Below are 17916 nucleotides of genomic sequence, written 5' to 3'. Positions count from 1 at the left end.
AGAGGGATACGGAGGATTGTCAATAAATAAGATGGCGTCACTGTATCGTATTTTTGGATTTCTTCTGAGATCGCCATAAAATACAATGGGAATCTGCGAAATTAGCACCTTTCTTCGACAATCAAACGATTGGCTTTTATGACGAAGCCGGATAGATTATTGATAAAATGGGATCAAATGCAGAGGAAGCGCCATGACGGGAACGAGCCGACGGCGTATCGGCATTATCGGTGCCGGCTGGGTCAGCGCCTACCATCTGCCTGCATGGATGCGGCAATCGGAAAGGGCCGAGGTCGTGGCGATTGCCGACCCGTCGCCGAGTGCGATCGCAGCCCGGCTTGCTGCCTTCGACGTCGCGCGCAACTATACGAGCGCGCAGGCGATGCTGGATGCCGAGCGGCTCGATGCCGTGGATATCTGCGCGCCGCGGGAGTTCCATGTCGAACTGGTCCGGCTGGCGGCGGCAAAGGACCTCGATATCATCTGCCAGAAGCCGCTGGCACCTTCCTACGGCGATGCGGTCGAGCTGCTGGCAGGTCTTTCCGGCAGGGGCAGACTGATGATCCACGAGAACTGGCGGTTCCGCGCCTATTATCGGCGGCTGAAGGCGTGGCTCGACGAGGGGCTTGCCGGCGAGATCCGCCAGGTGCAGTTCGAATTCCTGTCCAGCGGCATGATAGCGGATGCGGAAGGAAAAAGGCCGGCGCTGGTGCGCCAGCCCTTTTTCCGGACGCAAGAGCGGCTGCTGGTCATGGAAGTCATGATCCATCATCTCGATACGCTGAGATATCTTCTGGGCGAGATGGAGGTGGTGATTGCGCGGCTTGAGAGGAGCAATCGCGATATCGTCGCGGAGGATGTCGCGAGCGTCGTCCTCCGCCGGACGAGCGACGGCGTTCTCGTCACCATCAATGCCAATCTCGCCGCGCATGGCGCGCTGCCGACGCCGCGCGATCACTTGCGCATCTTCGGGACGCGCGGCACGCTCGAACTTAACGGCAATCTGCTCTCGGCTGAGGGTGGGCGGCAATGCCGGGAGAGCTTCGATCCTGACGAGACCTACCAAGGCGCCTATGATGCGACCATCGCGCATTTCCTCGACAGTCTCGATGGAAAGGTGGCGATGGAGACATCGCCGGGCGACAACATCAAAACGCTTGCTCTTGTCGAGGATATCTATCGCTTGAGCCGGTTCGACCCGGAACGCAATCCACTGTAACATGGCTCGCCGCCGTCAGAGGAGATGACATTGCAGACGCTCAACGAAAGCCGCGAAGACGGCATCGAGCATGATGATCTAAGTATTGCCCGCGCGCTGGAGGAGGACATCATCTTCGGGCGGCTGGCGCCTGGAACCCGTCTGACCGAAGACACGCTCCTTGCCCGCTTTCACGTCACGCGCCATTTCGCCCGGCAGGCGATCGTGCAGCTCGAAACGATGGGCATCGTGGTTCGGGAGCGCAACAAGGGCGCGACGGTCCGTTCGTTGACTGCTCGCCAGGTTCAGGAAATCTACGACGTTCGGGAACTGCTGCAACGGCAGGCGGCGCTGTGGATAAAGCTGCCGGCGCCCGAGGCGTTGATCGAGGAACTGCTGGCGCTGCACGAAGAGCATGGCCGCCACATCGAATCCGGCTATCTCAGGGGTGTGCACGAGGCCAATGACAAATTCCACCTGACGCTCTTCGGCGCCTGCGGCAATGCGCATCTGGTGCAATCGATCGAGCTCTATATGCGGCTCAGCCTGCCGGTGCGCGCCAATTCGATGTCGAGCAAGGAATCGCTGCGCATCTCGCACGAACATCACCGGCTGATGATCGAGATGCTGCGCGGTGGGGATAACTGGGTTCTCGCCCAGCTCTGCGTCGACCATCTGCAGCCGAGCAAGAAACGCTATCTCGCCTATGTCAGTGACAACTGACGCGACCGGCCGCTTGAAAGGGAGCGCAAACTTTCGATTGCGCTCCCTTCGCCTACCGGCTCACCAATCGAGGCGCAGGAGAGACACGCCCTGACGCGGTAGGGAGACTTTGAGGGTGATCTTGCCGTCATCGACCTTAGCCGATGCCTCACCTTCGATCTCGGCGAGTTTTCCCGAGGCTTCCAGCCTGGCATAATCTTCGCCGGCCGGATTCTGCGGCTTGCCCATCGCCTTCCAGACGCCGAAAGCGTTGGAATGCTCCTCGTCCATCCTGAAATGTTTGAGCGAGGCGGACTTGCCGTCCCAGCCGTCGAGATTGACCGTGATATCGGCGGACGGCCCGGCTTCATCATCGTCGTGGTAGTGCCAGAGGAGAATGGAAACGCCCTTGTCGTCGCGGGTCGCCACGACGTTGACATCGGGCTTGCCGCGAACGCCATGGCTCATGATATCCTCGATGTCGCGGCGATAATCGCTTTCCGATTCCAGCCATTCGCCGCCGAGTTTGCCGAGCATGCGGAAGCCGTTGAGAACAGCCTTGTCGACGCCGTTGGTGGCAAGATCGCGAAAGCCGTCGAAATAGGGCTGGTCGTCGAAGAGGAAGGCCCAGGTCACTGCACCTTCGATATGGATGTTGGCGCGTCTTGCCAGTTCGTAAGTGCGGATCATGCTTTCGACGACATAGACGCCGTAAAGCGGGCCGTTGCGATAACCGTTCTGCGGATGGACGCGTGCAGAGCAGGCCGCACAGCCTTCCGGATCGGATTCACCGATCACCACGGGCAGGTGCCGGAGTTCCGGAAACTCGTTGATGATGGCAAGGTTCGTCTCGATGTCGCGGAGCTGCTTGTGCAGGCCCATCCGGACGTGACCCTCGTAGATCACGGGATTGCCTTTGGCATGGAAGGCGAGGAAATCGATCGGCGACTTGTTGTCGACCACGTGCTTGAGGAAGGCGCGCAGGAAGGTCTGGGCCTTTTCATTGGCAAAGGCGCCGCAGGTGTGCGGACCGCCGACGCGGGCATTCGGCAAGGCACGCTTCAGGGCCTTGGCGCTGACATCATACATTTCGCAGAATTGCGGGATGGTGCCGGTCCAGTAGTGACCGTCCGGTTCGTTCCACACTTCCCACGGCCAGCTTGAAACGACGTCCTTGCCATATCTCTCGGCGAGATGCCGTGCCCATGCTTCGATCAGGTTGCCCCATTTCTTCAGGTCCGTCGGCGGAGCCGTCCAGCCGGTGGTGATCGTTGCGTATTTGTCGGCCGGTTCCCATTGGTGACGATAAGGACCGTCGAAATCGGAGAGCGCCTCCGGCGTGAAGCCGATCTGAATCAGCGGAATGTTGCCGGCTTCGACATAGGTGTCGAAGATCTTATCGATGATCGTCCAATCATAGACCGGATTGCCGTTCGCATCCTCGGTATAGGCATTGGTCGAACCCCATTTGAGGGCAGGCAGGCCGTCGCCGCTGGTTAGAAGATTGTGCGCACGGATGCGGGGCGGCTCGGGGCTCAGCTCGGTGAGTTCCTTGAGCAGCTTCCTGCCGTGCGGGGAGTAAGTGTAGTTCGGCTCGTCGTATCCGAACCAGTTCCACAAGGGTTCGTATTTGCCGGTTGGCCGGTTGGCGTGAACGGAGATTGTCACGTCATAGGGGCTGCTCATCCTGGTGTCCTCTTGAACGGTCATGCCAAAGCCTCCTCCCGAAAGCAGCCGACCTGTCTGGTGATGAAGTGCGGCCTCTTGGGAGGGCGCCGCGCTCGCCGCAAAAGCTAAGCCAAACGCTCATTTTGTCAATAATATAAAAAAGCGCATCGGCGCCCTGCGTCAAAAATGCCTGAAAATGCGCTATTTTTTATGGTCTGCAAAATTATCAGTTGCCGTTTCTCAAAAAATTGTCGATAACTACCGCGTGAGTTCGCCCGCCGCCGAGGAGTGCATGTGCCCTGCGGCACGCGCAGGCAGGGGTTCGCTGGACGCCATCGTCAATTGATTACGGGAAGCGCTCGCTGCGGCGAGTTGAGGAGGAGGAACATCCGATGAAGTTCCGTAAATATGCAGCCATTGCCTTATTGTCGCTCATGGCCCTTCCGGCATTTGCGCAGGATTTCATTGCCGGCATACCGCGCAATGAAACGCTGATCATCCAGGGTACGCCGCAGCAGAATGCCGACTGGTTCAATCTCTGGGCTCCGGGCGGCGGGGCGGCGGCAAACCTTAACGGCCTGCAGCAGCTGACCACCGATACGCTGTGGTTCATCAATCCCGAAGGCGGCAAGGATGCCTGGCAGAATGCGCTTGCCAGCGAACCGCCGCGCTACAACGCCGATTTCACCGAGATGACGGTAAAGCTGCGCAAGGGGATCTTCTGGAGCGACGGTGTCGAATTCACCAGCGACGATGTGGTCTATACCGTGCGGACGCAGATCGACCATCCCGGCATGGCCTGGAGCGCGCCCTTCACCGTCAATGTCGCGAGTATCGAAAATCCGGATCCACAGACCGTCGTCTTCCATCTGAAAAAGCCGAACTCGCGCTTTCATACACTGTTCACCGTGCGCTGGAACGCCGCCTGGATCATGCCGAAGCACGTCTTCGAGAAGGCCGCAGATCCGCTGTCTTTCAACAACAACCCGCCGGTTTCACTCGGGCCCTACCAGCTGCAGAATTATGACAAGGGTGGCAACTGGACGATCTGGAAGCTGCGCGACGACTGGCAGCGCACGTCGATCGGGCTGGCTGCGGCACAACCGCCCGAGGTGAAATACGTCGTCTATCGCGCCGCCGGCAATCCGGAGGCCCGCGTCATCGAGCAACGCAACCACAATCTCGACGTCATCAACGACATGGCGCCCGAGGGCATGTTCTCGATCATGCGCGACAGCAAGACCACAGCCTCCTGGCTGAAGGGCTTCCCGTTTGCGCATCCGGACCCGACGCTGCCTTCGGTTCTCTTCAATACGAAGAAGGCGCCCTTCGACAATAAGGACGTGCGCTGGGCTCTTGCGCTGCTGATCGACATCCGCGAAGTGGCGCTCGGCTCCTATCGCGGCGCGGCCAATATCGCCGCCCTTGCCACGCCGCCGACGGGTTCTGCCCCGGATGATTATTACGCACCGATGCAGGACTGGCTGACGAATTTCGAACTCGACACCGGTTCCCGCAAGATCAAGCCCTACGATCCCAACATCTCGTCGCAGATCGCCAATATGGTGCGCAGCCAATGGGCCGATCAGATCCCGACCGATCCGGCCAAGCTGCAGCGTACCTTCGGCTTCGGTTGGTGGAAGAAGGACGTTGAGGCTGCGACCGAGTTGCTGCAGAAGGCAGGCTTCAAGAAAAGCGGCCGCCAGTGGGTGAAGCCTGATGGGACGCCCTTTACGATCCGCCTGCAGGTGGAAGGCGATGCCATCCCGACGCTTGCCCGCGCCGGCACGGTGATCGCCCAGCAATGGTCGCAAGCCGGCATTGCCACCAAGGTCGATGTTGCCGGCCCGACCAATGGCCAGCGCCTCAGCACCGGCGATTTCGAGACGGCGATCTACTGGAGCATCGAGACCTGGGGCGGTCATCCCGATCTCTCTTTCTTCCTCGACAGCTATCATTCGGAGTTCATCAAGCCGGTCGGGCAGATCCAGCCGCCGCGCAACCTGCAGCGCTGGCAGGATCCGCGTCTCGACCAAATCATCGAGCGCAATCGGTCGATCGCCTTCGATTCGCCCGATGTCGCCAAACTCGGCCAGGACTTCCTGAAGCTCGCCGTCGAGGAAATGCCGATGATCCCGCTGATGGCCTACAACAAGTTCGCGCCGCTCGATACGACCTACTGGACCAACTATCCGAGCGCGGACAATCCCTATTCGGCCTCGGGTCCGAACTGGTCGAACATCCGCTACATGGTGGTCGGGCTGAAGGCCAATCCGCACGCGCCGAAGCCTTGATCGAGGCAATATCGAGGGAGCAGCCGGCCGCCGGCTGTTCCCGTTCTGCTATTGAAAGGTCGATGTCATGAACGGCTTTCTGATCTATGCGGCAAAACGCTTTCTGCAATTTCTCTTCGTGGTCTTCACCGGCATCACGCTGGCCTTCCTGATCGCGCATTTTTCGCCGGTCGATCCGATTGAGCAGACCGTGTCGCTGTTGACGAGCTTCGGCTCCACCGATCCGCAGGCCGTCGAAATCCTTCGCGAATCGCTGCGTGAACTCTACGGCACCGGCGGCCCGCTGCTGGAGCAGTATTTCACCTTCTGGGGCCGCGTCCTGACCGGCGATTTCGGCCCGTCGCTTTCCTCTTTCCCGACCCCCGTCATGACCGTTATCGGCCGGGCATTACCCTGGACGGTCGGGCTTCTGACGCTCGCGACGATCATTTCCTGGATCATCGGCAATTTTCTCGGCGCCCTTGCCGGCTATTTCCGCAGCAGCAAGCTGCTGAAGGTTGCCGGTGTCGTCATCATGGCGCTGCAGCCGATCCCGACCTACATCATCGGCCTCAGCCTGGTGATCCTCTTCGGTTTCATCTGGCCGATCCTGCCGATCAGCGACGGGGCGCAGGTCAATCTCGCGCCTGCCTTCAACTGGGCCTTCATCAGCTCGGTGATCGAGCACGGCATCCTGCCGGCCCTGACCCTCGTGCTTGTCGGCATTGGTGGCTGGTTCATCTCGATGCGCTCGCTGGTTTCCAACATCGTTACCGACGACCACGTCGTCTATGCCGAACTTGGCGGCGTGCGTTCGCGCAGCATCTTTTCGCAATATGTGGCGCGCAACGCCATGCTGCCGCAGGTCACCGGCCTGGCACTCAGTCTCGGCAATGTCTTCGGCGGCGCCGTCATCGTCGAATTCGTCTTCAACTATCCCGGGATCGGCAAGCTTCTGATCTCCGGCATTTATTCCGGCGACTACAGCCTCGTTCTCGGTGTCACGACCATCGCCATCATCGCGGTTGCCGCCGCGGTCTTCGTGATCGACATCATCTATCCGCTGATCGATCCACGCGTGAAACTGGGATAATCCGCGATGTTCAAAGTCCTCAGAGACCTGCTGCGCTACAACAAGGAGTTCCTGCTCGGAACCATCCTGATCTGCATCATCCTGGCGCTGATCGCGGCATCGTTCTTCTCGCCCTATGACGAGAATGCCATCTATGTCGTCGCGCCCGACATGCCGCCTTCGGCCGAATTCTGGCTCGGCACCACCTCGCGTGGCCAGGAGGTTTTCTGGCAGATCGCCGCCTCGATGCGCAATACGCTGTTCTTCGGCATCATCGTCGCCTTCGTCAGCCGCATCATCGCCATCGCCGTCGGCCTGATCTCCGGCTATATCGGTGGGCGGACCGACCAGATCATCATGGCGGTCAACGACACGCTCGGCGCGCTGCCGAACATTCCGATCCTGCTGCTTCTGGTCTTCGTGCTTCGCGACCAGATGACGTGGTTCATGCTGGCGATCACCGCGGCGCTGCTCGGATGGACGCATGACAGCCGCCTGATCCGTTCCGTCGCCCTGTCTCTCCGCCACCGGGAATTTACCCGGCACGCGGTCTTCTCGGGCATGCGCACACGACAGATCCTCATCCGCGAGCATCTGCCCTATGTCATGCCGATCGTCTTCTTCACGACGATGAACAATCTCATCTGGGCGATAGGCCTCGAGGTGACGCTCTCGGTGCTTGGATTTTCCGACATCAACCGGCCGACGATTGGCGGCATGATCTACTGGGCCAATGCGCATTCCGCGATGGTATCGGGCGTATGGTGGTGGGTCGCCTTCCCGATGCTCTTCGTCGTCGTCCTGTTCCTCGGCCTGTTCATGCTCGCCATGTCGGTGAACGAATATATCGACCCGCGCTCGCGCCTGGCCCGCATGGGAGCTTGAGGAGATGCAGAACCTGATGAGGACGCAGCCTTTGACCCTTGCCGAAAACGCTATGGACGCACTGACGATCGACGGGCTGAAATGCTATTACGTCAATGATTATTTCGGCGTGCGGCGAGAGATCCGCGCAGTCGACGATATCAGCCTGACCATCCGCAGGAACGAGATCTACGGCATTGCCGGCGAATCCTCGAGCGGCAAGACGTCGCTGATCAAGACGCTTGCCGGCGCCATCCGGCCGCCGATGCGCGTCGTCGGCGGAACGGTGAAATTCAATTTTGCCGATGGGCCGATCGATGTCTATGGCGAACCGAACAAGATGAAGGCGGCACGCTGGCGCCACCTTTCCTATATCATGCAAGGCTCTATGAACGTGCTGAACCCGGTCAGAAGGGTCAAACACGCCTTCACCGATTTCGCCTCCCGCCACATGAACCTCGATCCAGATGCCTTCCGCGCGCGCGTCGAGGCGCATCTTGCCCGCCTGCATCTCGATCCACATGTGCTCGAGGCCTTTCCGCACCAGCTTTCGGGCGGCATGCGCCAGCGCCTGACGATTGCTCTCGCCACTGTCTGCGAGCCGGAATTCATCATCGCCGACGAGCCGACGACGGCGCTTGACGTGCTCGTCCAGCAGGACGTGTTGGCGCTGATAAAGGAAGTGCAGATGCGCCTGCAGTCCTCGGTCATCTTCGTGACCCACGACATGTCCGTGCACGCCGCCATCACCGATCGGCTGGCCATCATGTATGCGGGACGGCTGGCGGAAGAGGGGCCGACGCAGGCGATCTTCGACAATCCCCAGCATCCCTACACCGTCCACCTGATCGGCAGCCTGCCGCGCATCGGTGATGTCTCGACGCGAAAGAGCCTCAAGGGCAAGCCGCCGGCGCTTTCGGATCCGCCCTCGGGATGCCGTTTCCATCCGCGCTGTCCGATCGCGATCGACAAATGCGCGCGTGAAGTGCCGGCCATGCTGCCGAGCGCCACCGGAGGGCGTGTCGCATGCTTCCGTGCCGGGGAGTACCAGATCCAATGAGCAGCCATTTCCTCCTCGAACTCGACCATGTGACCAAGCTCTTTCCGATCGGCGGTTTCTTCTCGCGCGAGAAGATGAAGGCGGTCGACGATGTCAGCTTCGCCCTTACCGCCGACAAGCCCGAGATATTCACGATCGTCGGCGAATCCGGCTCCGGCAAATCGACGTTGGCGAAGATGATCCTCGGCAACGAAAAGGCCGATCGAGGCAGCATCCGCTTCGACGGTACGGATGTGAAGGCGGTGCGTTCCCGTAGGGATCGCGAGGCTTTCATGGCCAAGGTCCAGCCGGTCTTTCAAAATCCGTTCGAGGCCTTCAATCCGCTGACCCGGATCGACGAGTATCTGCTCGCCACCGCCCATCGCTTCAAGGGCGCGAAGAGCCGCGCCGAAAAGGAGGCGATTGCCGACGTTGCCCTTCAACATGTCGGCCTGTCGATGGCGGAGATAAAAGGTCGTTTCTCGCATGAGCTTTCAGGCGGCCAATTGCAGCGCATCGCCGTCGCCCGTGCGCTGATACCCGAGCCGAAGCTGATCGTGGCGGACGAGCCGGTCTCGATGGTCGACGCATCGCTTCGTATGTCTATTGTCAATCTCTTCCGGGATTTGCGCGACGCACTCAACGTTTCGATCGTCTACATCACCCATGATCTTGCAACCGCCTATTATATATCCGACCGCGTGGTGATCATGCGTAGGGGCGTGGTGGTGGAGAGCGGCGATGCCAGGGACGTGCTGGAACATCCGAAACACGCCTATTCGATCGCGTTGAAGAACGCTGTCCTGCCGCCCAATCCTCGCGAGGCGTCGGCAATCATTCGCCTCCGGCAGCGCAATGGCAAGGCAAATGAAGCCTATTCCGGCGATGGCGATCGCCTGGCCAGATGAAGCTGAACCTCCGAGCTTCGATCTTTAAATTGTCGGGGTGAACCAGAACCGCCGCCCCGTCTTTGCGGTTCCAATTCCATCGATTTGCGGGCATGGTCTCGCGCGATGAGCACAGATTCGTCCGATCTCTTTGGCGCGCTTTTCGAGGCACCGCCCGCGAACCGAACGGTTCCGGTGCTGGTGCCGATGCCGGCGCCCAAACCCTATTCTTATTCGGTGCCGGATGGCATGGCGGTCGAGCCCGGCTCGGTCGTGCAGGTGCCGCTCGGGCCGCGGCAGGTGATCGGCGTCGTCTGGGACGGCGGCGAAGACGGTGTCGATCCGAAAAAGCTTCGGCCGATCAGCCATGTCTTCGACTGCCCGCCGCTTTCTAGGGAAATGCGGGATTTCATCGATTGGGTGGCGACCTATACGCTCTCGCCGCCCGGCCTCGTCGCCCGCATGGCGCTGAGGGCGCCGAACGCCTTCGAGCCGGAACCGATGGTGGAGGGGTTGAAGCTCGTCGGCGGCGAACCGGAGCGGATGACGCCGGCCCGCGCCCGGGTCCTCGCTACCGCCTCCGACGGCTTTTCCTGGACACGCAGCGGCCTTGCGCATGCGGCGGGTGTCTCGACGAGTGTCGTCGACGGGCTGATCACGCTCGGCATTTTTGAGGCGATATTCCTGCCGCCGCCGCCGGTGGTGGCGATGCCGGATCCGGATTTTGCTGCCGCACGTCTCGAAGGGCGGCAGAAGGAGGCAGCCGAAGAGATCGTTACCGACGTCCGCAAGGGCGAATTTTCGGTGTCGCTGATCGACGGGGTGACCGGCTCCGGCAAGACCGAGGTTTATTTCGAGGCGATTGCCGAGACGCTGAAACGCGGCAAGCAGGTGTTGATCCTGCTGCCGGAGATCGCGCTGACGGCCAGTTTCATGGAGCGCTTCCAGGATCGCTTTGGGGCAAAGCCGGCCGAATGGCATTCCGATCTTGCGCCGCGCATGCGCGAAAAGGTCTGGCGCCAGGCGGTGACCGGCGAAGTGCGGGTCGTGGCGGGCGCCCGCTCGGCGCTCTTCCTGCCCTTCGAGGATCTCGGGCTGATCATCGTCGACGAGGAGCACGATCCCGCTTACAAGCAGGAGGATCGCGTCTTTTACAATGCTCGCGACATGGCTGTGGTGCGCGGCCGCATCGGTGATTTTCCTGTCATTCTAGTGTCGGCGACGCCGTCGGTCGAAAGCCAGGTCAACGGGCAGAGCGGACGCTACAGCACTGTCCACCTGCCGACGCGTTTCGGCGATGCGGCGATGCCGGACCTACATCTGGTCGATATGCGCAGGCACGCGCCGGAGCGGGGCGGCTTCCTGTCGCCGGTGCTGATCCGGGCGATCGGCAAGACGGTGGAGAAGCGCGAACAGGCGCTGCTGTTTCTTAACCGGCGCGGTTATGCGCCGCTGACGCTCTGCCGGGTCTGCGGCCATCGGTTCCAGTGCCCGCAATGTTCGAGCTGGCTGGTGGAGCATCGTTTCCGCAAGCAGCTGCAATGCCATCAATGCGGCCATGCCGAGCGCACGCCGGAGGCCTGCCCGGAATGCGGCACGCTCGATCATCTCGTCGCCTGCGGGCCAGGCGTCGAGCGCATCGCCGAGGAGGTGGAACGGCATTTTCCGGAGGCGCGGACGATCGTACTCTCCTCGGATATCATGGGCGGGGTGAAGCGGCTGCGGCTGGAGCTGGAAGCGATCGCCAAGGGCGAAGCCGATATCGTCATCGGCACCCAGCTTGTGGCCAAGGGCCACAATTTTCCGCTGATGACGCTGGTCGGCATCGTCGATGCCGACCTCGGCCTTGCCAATGGCGACCCGCGCGCGGCCGAGCGCACCTTCCAGCTGTTGTCGCAGGTGACGGGCCGGGCCGGGCGCACCGGCCTCAAGAGCCATGGGCTGCTGCAGACCTACCAGCCGCAGCATCCTGTCATGCAGGCGATCGTCTCCGGCGATTCCGAAGCCTTCTACGAGCGCGAGATCACCGAACGCGAACGCGCCTTATTGCCGCCCTTCGGCAGGCTCGCCTCGATCATCGTTTCAGCCGAGACCCGTCAAGACGCCGAAAACCATGCGCGCGGCATGCGCAACGCCGCACCGCAGGTGTCAGGCATTTCGGTGCTCGGCCCGGCCGAAGCGCCGCTTGCGCTGGTGCGCGGCCGCCATCGCTTCCGGCTTTTGGTGCATGGGCGGCGGAACTCGGACATGCAGGGGTTTCTGCGGGCGATGCTGTCGCAATCGCCCAAAGAGCGCGGATCGGTGCAGGTGCAGCTGGATATCGATCCGCAGAGTTTTCTCTAAATGAATGACGCCGCCATTCCCTCCCTTTTCGGCCCATGCCATAAAACACCGATTCATCCGGTGATTTGGGGCTGACGCATGGAGTTTTATTTTCCGACCGAGCTTGGCGAGCAGCTTGCTTTTTGTTCCGCCGCTTTCACGGCGCTGGCCGGCTTCATCATGATGTTTGCGCCTGGCCAAACTTTCCGTCTTCTCGGTCTGCAGGCGCAGGAGGGACGGCCGGAAGGCTTCGGCGAGGGACGCTCGATGGGTGGTTTCTATCTCGGTTTCGGGCTGTCGGCGATCATGCTCGCCCAGGACTGGATCTACATGGCGCTCGGTGCCTCCTTCGCGATGGCTGCCTTTGCCCGTGTCATCTCGATCCTGTCCGATAAGGGGAGTAATCTCGTCAACTATTTACTTCTAGTTGTGCAGATCGCTTTGGCCGCGCTACCGCTGCTCTACGTTTTCGGCTTCACCCAGACGTGACACTCTCTGCCGACAGACGGCTTTTCCGGCCTGCTTCCAGGCCATTGCGCAATTTTGCGAACAGAAATTCATGTGAAAGGCGTATTCGGGCGTTACGCGTGTTGCGAGTCCGAACATCCTATGTTAGACGGACCCCGAATTTCGGAAGAAGCAAGAGGCTTCTCTTGTGATTTCTGGGGGAAATCAAAACGAATTCAAGATCATAGGTTCGGCGCCCGCCGAGAGCCGGATTTTGGGTTGAAATCAGGGAAATTTGTGCCAGTGGCAGACACGTCCCAGCTTACTTCTGGTGTTGCCGAGCGCTATGCCTCGTCGCTTTTCGAACTGGCGCTCGAGCAGGGCGTCGTCGACGGCGTAACCGCCGATCTTGACCGTTTCCAGGCGATGCTGGATGAGAGCGCCGATCTGAAGCGCTTCGTCGCAAGCCCGGTTTTCTCAGCCGAGGACCAGCTTAAGGCGATCGTCGCCATCAGTGAGAAGGCTGACATCAGCGGTTTCTTCGCCAATTTCCTGAAGGTCGTGGCGCGCAACCGCCGCCTGTTTGCCCTGCCGGGCATGATCAAGGCCTTCCGCATCATCGCCGCGAACCATCGCGGTGAAATCTCCGCCGAGGTCACCTCGGCACATGCGCTTTCGCAAGCGCAGGAAACCGAATTGAAGGTGGCACTCAAGAGCGTTACCGGCAAAGACGTGATGATTGCCGTCACGGTTGATCCGTCAATTCTTGGTGGTCTGATCGTGAAGGTCGGGTCCCGTCAGATTGATACGTCTCTTCGTACCAAACTCTCTACCCTTAAGCTCGCATTGAAAGAGGTTGGCTGATGGATATCCGCGCCGCGGAAATTTCCGCAATTCTCAAAGACCAGATTAAAAATTTCGGCAAAGAGGCAGAAGTCTCGGAAGTCGGCCAGGTTCTCTCCGTCGGTGACGGTATCGCTCGTGTCTATGGTCTGGACAATGTCCAGGCCGGTGAAATGGTCGAGTTCCCGGGCGGCATCCGCGGCATGGCGCTGAACCTCGAATCCGATAATGTCGGCGTCGTCATCTTCGGCTCCGACCGTGACATCAAGGAAGGCGACACCGTCAAGCGGACCGGCGCCATCGTTGACGTTCCGGTTGGTCCGGAACTGCTTGGCCGCGTCGTCGACGCACTCGGCAATCCGATCGACGGCAAGGGCCCGATCAATGCGACGCGCCGTTCGCGCGTCGACATCAAGGCTCCCGGAATCATTCCGCGCAAATCGGTTCATGAGCCGATGTCGACTGGCCTCAAGGCCATCGACGCGCTGATCCCGGTCGGCCGCGGCCAGCGCGAGCTGGTCATCGGTGACCGCCAGACCGGCAAGACCGCGATTCTTCTCGATGCCTTCCTCAACCAGAAGGCTATTCACGACAACGGTCCGGAAGGCGAAAAGCTTTACTGCGTCTACGTCGCCATCGGCCAGAAGCGTTCGACCGTCGCGCAGTTCGTCAAGGTGCTCGAAGAGCGCGGCGCGCTGAAATATTCGATCATCGTCGCCGCCACTGCTTCCGATCCGGCGCCGATGCAGTACCTGGCTCCGTTTGCCGGCTGCGCCATGGGCGAATACTTCCGTGACAATGGCATGCATGCGCTGATCGGTTACGACGACCTGTCCAAGCAGGCCGTTTCCTACCGTCAGATGTCGCTGCTGCTGCGCCGCCCGCCGGGTCGCGAAGCCTATCCGGGTGACGTTTTCTACCTGCACTCGCGCCTGCTTGAGCGCGCTGCGAAGATGAACGACGACATGGGCGCCGGTTCGCTGACGGCTCTGCCGGTCATCGAAACGCAGGGCAACGACGTGTCGGCCTTCATTCCGACCAACGTGATCTCGATCACCGACGGCCAGATCTTCCTTGAAACCGACCTGTTCTATCAGGGTATCCGCCCGGCCGTGAACGTCGGCCTGTCGGTTTCCCGCGTCGGTTCGGCGGCGCAGATCAAGGCGATGAAGCAGGTTGCCGGCTCGATCAAGGGCGAGCTCGCCCAGTACCGCGAAATGGCCGCCTTCGCCCAGTTCGGTTCGGACCTCGACGCTGCGACGCAGCGCTTGCTGAACCGCGGCGCACGCCTGACCGAACTCCTGAAGCAGCCGCAATTCTCGCCGCTGAAGACGGAAGAGCAGGTCGCCGTGATCTTTGCTGGCGTCAACGGCTATCTCGACAAGCTGCCGGTCGCTTCGGTCGGCAAGTTCGAGCAGGGCTTCCTCTCGTACCTGCGTTCGGAAGGCTCCGCCATCCTCGACGCGATCCGCACGGAAAAGGCAATCAGCGATGATACCAGGGGCAAGCTCACGGCTGCTCTCGATAGCTTCGCAAAGTCTTTCTCGTAATCAGGCCCTAAGTTAGGACGGATCACGGATGCCTTCACTTAAGGATCTGAAAAACCGGATCGCCTCCGTCAAGGCGACGCAGAAGATCACCAAGGCGATGAAAATGGTCGCCGCGGCGAAGCTTCGGCGCGCGCAGGAGGCGGCCGAGGCCGCCCGGCCATATTCGCAGCGCATGGGTGCGGTTCTGGCGAACATCGCCAAGGCCGTCACCGATGCCGACGGCGCTCCGACGCTGATGACCGGCACCGGCCAGGACCAGGTCCATCTGCTGGTGGTCTGCACGGCCGAACGTGGTCTTTGCGGTGGTTTCAACTCGCAGATCGCACGCTTTGCACGCGAACATGTCCGCAAGCTGCTTGCCGAAGGCAAGACGGTGAAGATCTTCACCGTCGGCAAGAAGGGTCACGACATCCTTCGCCGCGAATTCGCGTCGCTGATCATCGAGCGCAAGGAATTGCGCGACGTCAAGCGCGTTGGTTTTGAGAATGCGGACCAGGTCGGCAAGCGCATCATCGAGATGTATGCTGCCGGTGAGTTCGACGTCTGTACGCTGTTTTATTCCGAGTTCAAGTCGGTGATCAGCCAGGTTCCGACGGCGCAGCGGCTCATCCCGGCTTCCGCGGGAGCTGTGCAGGCCGAAGATGCCGAACATGCAGGCGCCGTCTACGAATACGAGCCGGATCCGGCATCGATCCTCGAAGATCTGATCCCGCGCAACATCTCCGTCCAGATCTTCCGCGCGCTCCTTGAGAACGTCGCAGGCGAAATGGGCGCCAAGATGAGCGCTATGGACAATGCGACGCGTAATGCCGGTGAGATGATCAACAAGCTGACGCTGAGCTACAACCGCCAGCGTCAGGCGCAGATCACCAAGGAACTCATTGAAATCATTTCGGGCGCGGAAGCGCTCTGAGGCTAGGAAAAGAGGGTCAGAAAATGGCTGAGGCAGCTACCCCCAAGATCGGCTCTGTCGGCAGAGTCACCCAGGTTATCGGCGCCGTCGTCGACGTTGCTTTCGAAGGCGAACTGCCGAAGATCCTGAACGCGCTGGAAACCAGCAACAACGGCAACCGCCTGGTTCTCGAAGTTGCGCAGCACCTTGGCGAGAACGTCGTCCGTACCATCGCGATGGACTCGAGCGAAGGTCTCGTTCGCGGCCAGGAAGTCGCCGATACCGGCGCTCCGATCATGGTTCCGGTCGGTAACGAGACGCTCGGCCGCATCATGAACGTCATCGGTGAGCCGGTCGACGAAGCCGGTCCGCTGGTCACCGCTCACAAGCGCGCCATCCACCAGGATGCACCATCCTATGTCGAGCAGTCGACGGAATCGCAGATTCTGGTCACCGGTATCAAGGTCGTCGATCTTCTAGCTCCCTATGCACGCGGCGGCAAGATCGGCCTCTTCGGCGGCGCCGGCGTCGGCAAGACCGTTCTGATCATGGAGCTGATCAACAACGTCGCCAAGGCGCATGGTGGTTACTCGGTTTTCGCAGGCGTCGGTGAACGCACCCGCGAAGGCAACGACCTGTACCACGAAATGATCGAATCGAACGTCAACAAGCATGGCGGCGGCGAAGGCTCGAAGGCTGCGCTGGTTTACGGTCAGATGAACGAACCGCCGGGCGCCCGCGCCCGCGTCGCCCTGACGGGCCTGACGGTCGCCGAGCACTTCCGCGATCAGGGCCAGGACGTTCTGTTCTTCGTCGACAACATCTTCCGCTTCACGCAGGCAGGTTCCGAAGTGTCGGCACTGCTCGGCCGCATCCCGTCGGCCGTCGGTTATCAGCCGACGCTCGCAACCGACATGGGCCAGATGCAGGAGCGCATTACCACAACGACGACCGGCTCGATCACCTCGGTCCAGGCGATTTACGTTCCGGCCGACGACTTGACCGACCCGGCGCCGGCGACCTCGTTTGCTCACCTTGACGCAACGACGGTTCTGTCGCGCTCGATCGCTGAAAAGGGCATCTACCCCGCCGTCGATCCGCTCGACTCGACGTCGCGCATGCTCGACCCGATGGTCGTCGGCGAAGAACATTACGACGTCGCCCGCAAGGTCCAGTCGACGCTGCAGCGCTACAAGGCCCTGCAGGACATCATCGCCATCCTTGGCATGGACGAACTGTCCGAAGACGACAAGATTGCTGTTGCCCGCGCCCGCAAGATCGAGCGTTTCCTGTCGCAGCCGTTCTTCGTCGCCGAAGTCTTCACAGGTTCGCCGGGTAAGCTGGTTGCTCTGGAAGATACGATCAAGGGCTTCAAGGGCCTCGTCAACGGCGAATACGATCACCTGCCGGAAGCTGCCTTCTACATGGTCGGCTCGATGGAAGAAGCGGTCGAAAAGGCCAAGAAGCTCGCAGCTGCTTAATGAGTGACGCGCTAGACGAGATATTCTGCTGCGACTCCCTGAAGGGGGTCGTGGCGGATCTTCCGGAACCAGCCGCGCCGACCGTCTATCGCGCCGATAACGGCGTGCTGATGATGGTGGTGGGTCTGGTTCAAAGCGAGGAAGGCCTCGGTTATCTCGACCAAGCGATAATGCACTGCCCTTTCTGCGGGACTAAATTGCAAGATGCGAAAGCCATAGCCGAGAAGGTAAGTCACTGATGGCTGACAATTTCAACTTTGAGCTCGTTTCGCCGGAGCGTCTGCTGCTGTCGGAGATGGTGACCGAGGTCGTCATCCCTGCGACTGAAGGCGAGATGACGGTCATGGCAAACCATGCGCCGACGATGACGACGATCAAGCCGGGTGTCGTGAGCGTGCGTTCGGCCTCCGGCAAGAAGCAGGACTACGTTGTGTTCGGCGGTTTTGCCGATATCCTGCCGACCGGCTGCACATTGCTTGCCGAATCCGCGGTTCCGGTCGAGGAACTCCAGAAGGATGAGCTGACGCGCCGCATCGAGGCTGCCCGCCAGGAACTCGAACATGCCGAATTGCATGAGCACAAGTCGAAGCTTGAGCACTTCATCATGGAACTGACGCATCTGCGCGGCGTCGTTCAACAGGATTGATTACAATCGGTAAGATCCATGAAAAGCGGCCG

Annotated in this window: 16 protein-coding genes; 15 read left to right on the top strand and 1 reads right to left on the bottom strand. The window is 60.6% G+C overall.

Annotated features, from left to right (window positions below):
• Positions 1-193: 193 nt before the first annotated feature.
• Positions 194-1219, top strand: coding sequence for a Gfo/Idh/MocA family protein (locus tag ELH03_RS20035; RefSeq protein WP_130766594.1), 1026 nt, complete (start codon positions 194-196; stop codon positions 1217-1219).
• Positions 1220-1249: 30 nt separating this feature from the next.
• On the top strand, positions 1250-1921 hold the full coding sequence (locus ELH03_RS20030) for a GntR family transcriptional regulator (RefSeq protein WP_105007570.1): 672 nt from the start codon (positions 1250-1252) through the stop codon (positions 1919-1921).
• A 60-nt stretch (positions 1922-1981) separates the two neighbouring features.
• Here ELH03_RS20030 and ELH03_RS20025 read toward each other — a convergent pair whose 3' ends face one another.
• Positions 1982-3610 carry a GH39 family glycosyl hydrolase gene (locus tag ELH03_RS20025; RefSeq protein ID WP_128412633.1) on the bottom strand — a complete coding sequence of 543 codons (1629 nt, stop codon included), beginning with the start codon at positions 3608-3610 and terminating at the stop codon, positions 1982-1984.
• Positions 3611-3960: 350 nt separating this feature from the next.
• Between ELH03_RS20025 and ELH03_RS20020 the strand changes: the two genes are divergently transcribed.
• The 13 genes from ELH03_RS20020 (at position 3961) to ELH03_RS19960 (ending at position 17884) form a co-directional block, all read left to right on the top strand.
• On the top strand, positions 3961-5862 hold the full coding sequence (locus ELH03_RS20020; protein WP_128400299.1) for an ABC transporter substrate-binding protein: 1902 nt from the start codon (positions 3961-3963) through the stop codon (positions 5860-5862).
• A 67-nt stretch (positions 5863-5929) separates the two neighbouring features.
• The gene (locus ELH03_RS20015) at positions 5930-6934 is read left to right on the top strand and encodes an ABC transporter permease (RefSeq protein WP_018482659.1); all 1005 of its coding nucleotides are present in this window, start codon (positions 5930-5932) and stop codon (positions 6932-6934) included.
• A gap of 6 nt (positions 6935-6940) precedes the next feature.
• The gene (locus tag ELH03_RS20010) at positions 6941-7798 is read left to right on the top strand and encodes an ABC transporter permease (protein ID WP_128400298.1); all 858 of its coding nucleotides are present in this window, start codon (positions 6941-6943) and stop codon (positions 7796-7798) included.
• A 4-nt stretch (positions 7799-7802) separates the two neighbouring features.
• Positions 7803-8837 carry an ABC transporter ATP-binding protein gene (locus ELH03_RS20005; protein ID WP_128400297.1) on the top strand — a complete coding sequence of 345 codons (1035 nt, stop codon included), beginning with the start codon at positions 7803-7805 and terminating at the stop codon, positions 8835-8837.
• A complete protein-coding gene (locus ELH03_RS20000) occupies positions 8834-9724 on the top strand; it encodes an ABC transporter ATP-binding protein (RefSeq protein ID WP_128412632.1) in 891 nt (296 codons plus the stop codon). The genes ELH03_RS20005 and ELH03_RS20000 overlap by 4 nt, the downstream gene beginning before the upstream one ends.
• 105 nt (positions 9725-9829) lie before the next feature.
• Positions 9830-12046 carry a primosomal protein N' gene (locus tag ELH03_RS19995; protein ID WP_128412631.1) on the top strand — a complete coding sequence of 739 codons (2217 nt, stop codon included), beginning with the start codon at positions 9830-9832 and terminating at the stop codon, positions 12044-12046.
• Between the two features lie 78 nt (positions 12047-12124).
• On the top strand, positions 12125-12514 hold the full coding sequence (locus tag ELH03_RS19990) for an AGROH133_08824 family phage infection protein (RefSeq protein ID WP_027666861.1): 390 nt from the start codon (positions 12125-12127) through the stop codon (positions 12512-12514).
• A 255-nt stretch (positions 12515-12769) separates the two neighbouring features.
• Entirely contained in the window at positions 12770-13336 is a 567-nt protein-coding gene (locus ELH03_RS19985) for a F0F1 ATP synthase subunit delta (protein WP_197727439.1), read from the top strand.
• Positions 13336-14865, top strand: coding sequence for a F0F1 ATP synthase subunit alpha (gene atpA, locus ELH03_RS19980; protein WP_003543468.1), 1530 nt, complete (start codon positions 13336-13338; stop codon positions 14863-14865). The genes ELH03_RS19985 and atpA overlap by 1 nt, the downstream gene beginning before the upstream one ends.
• 28 nt (positions 14866-14893) lie before the next feature.
• On the top strand, positions 14894-15778 hold the full coding sequence (locus ELH03_RS19975; RefSeq protein WP_128412630.1) for a F0F1 ATP synthase subunit gamma: 885 nt from the start codon (positions 14894-14896) through the stop codon (positions 15776-15778).
• A 23-nt stretch (positions 15779-15801) separates the two neighbouring features.
• Complete coding sequence (atpD, locus tag ELH03_RS19970; RefSeq protein WP_003543464.1) at positions 15802-17238, top strand: F0F1 ATP synthase subunit beta; 1437 nt, start codon at positions 15802-15804, stop codon at positions 17236-17238.
• Positions 17238-17477 (top strand): hypothetical protein, encoded by a 240-nt coding sequence (locus tag ELH03_RS19965; RefSeq protein WP_003543462.1) that lies wholly within the window; start codon positions 17238-17240, stop codon positions 17475-17477. The genes atpD and ELH03_RS19965 overlap by 1 nt, the downstream gene beginning before the upstream one ends.
• Complete coding sequence (locus ELH03_RS19960) at positions 17477-17884, top strand: F0F1 ATP synthase subunit epsilon (RefSeq protein ID WP_128400293.1); 408 nt, start codon at positions 17477-17479, stop codon at positions 17882-17884. The genes ELH03_RS19965 and ELH03_RS19960 overlap by 1 nt, the downstream gene beginning before the upstream one ends.
• Positions 17885-17916: the final 32 nt, after the last annotated feature.

Origin of the sequence: Rhizobium beringeri (genome assembly GCF_004306515.1) — a bacterium.
GTDB lineage: Bacteria > Pseudomonadota > Alphaproteobacteria > Rhizobiales > Rhizobiaceae > Rhizobium > Rhizobium beringeri.
The sequence above is the reverse complement of the archived record's forward strand: the minus strand, read 5'-3'. Positions and strand labels throughout refer to the sequence as shown.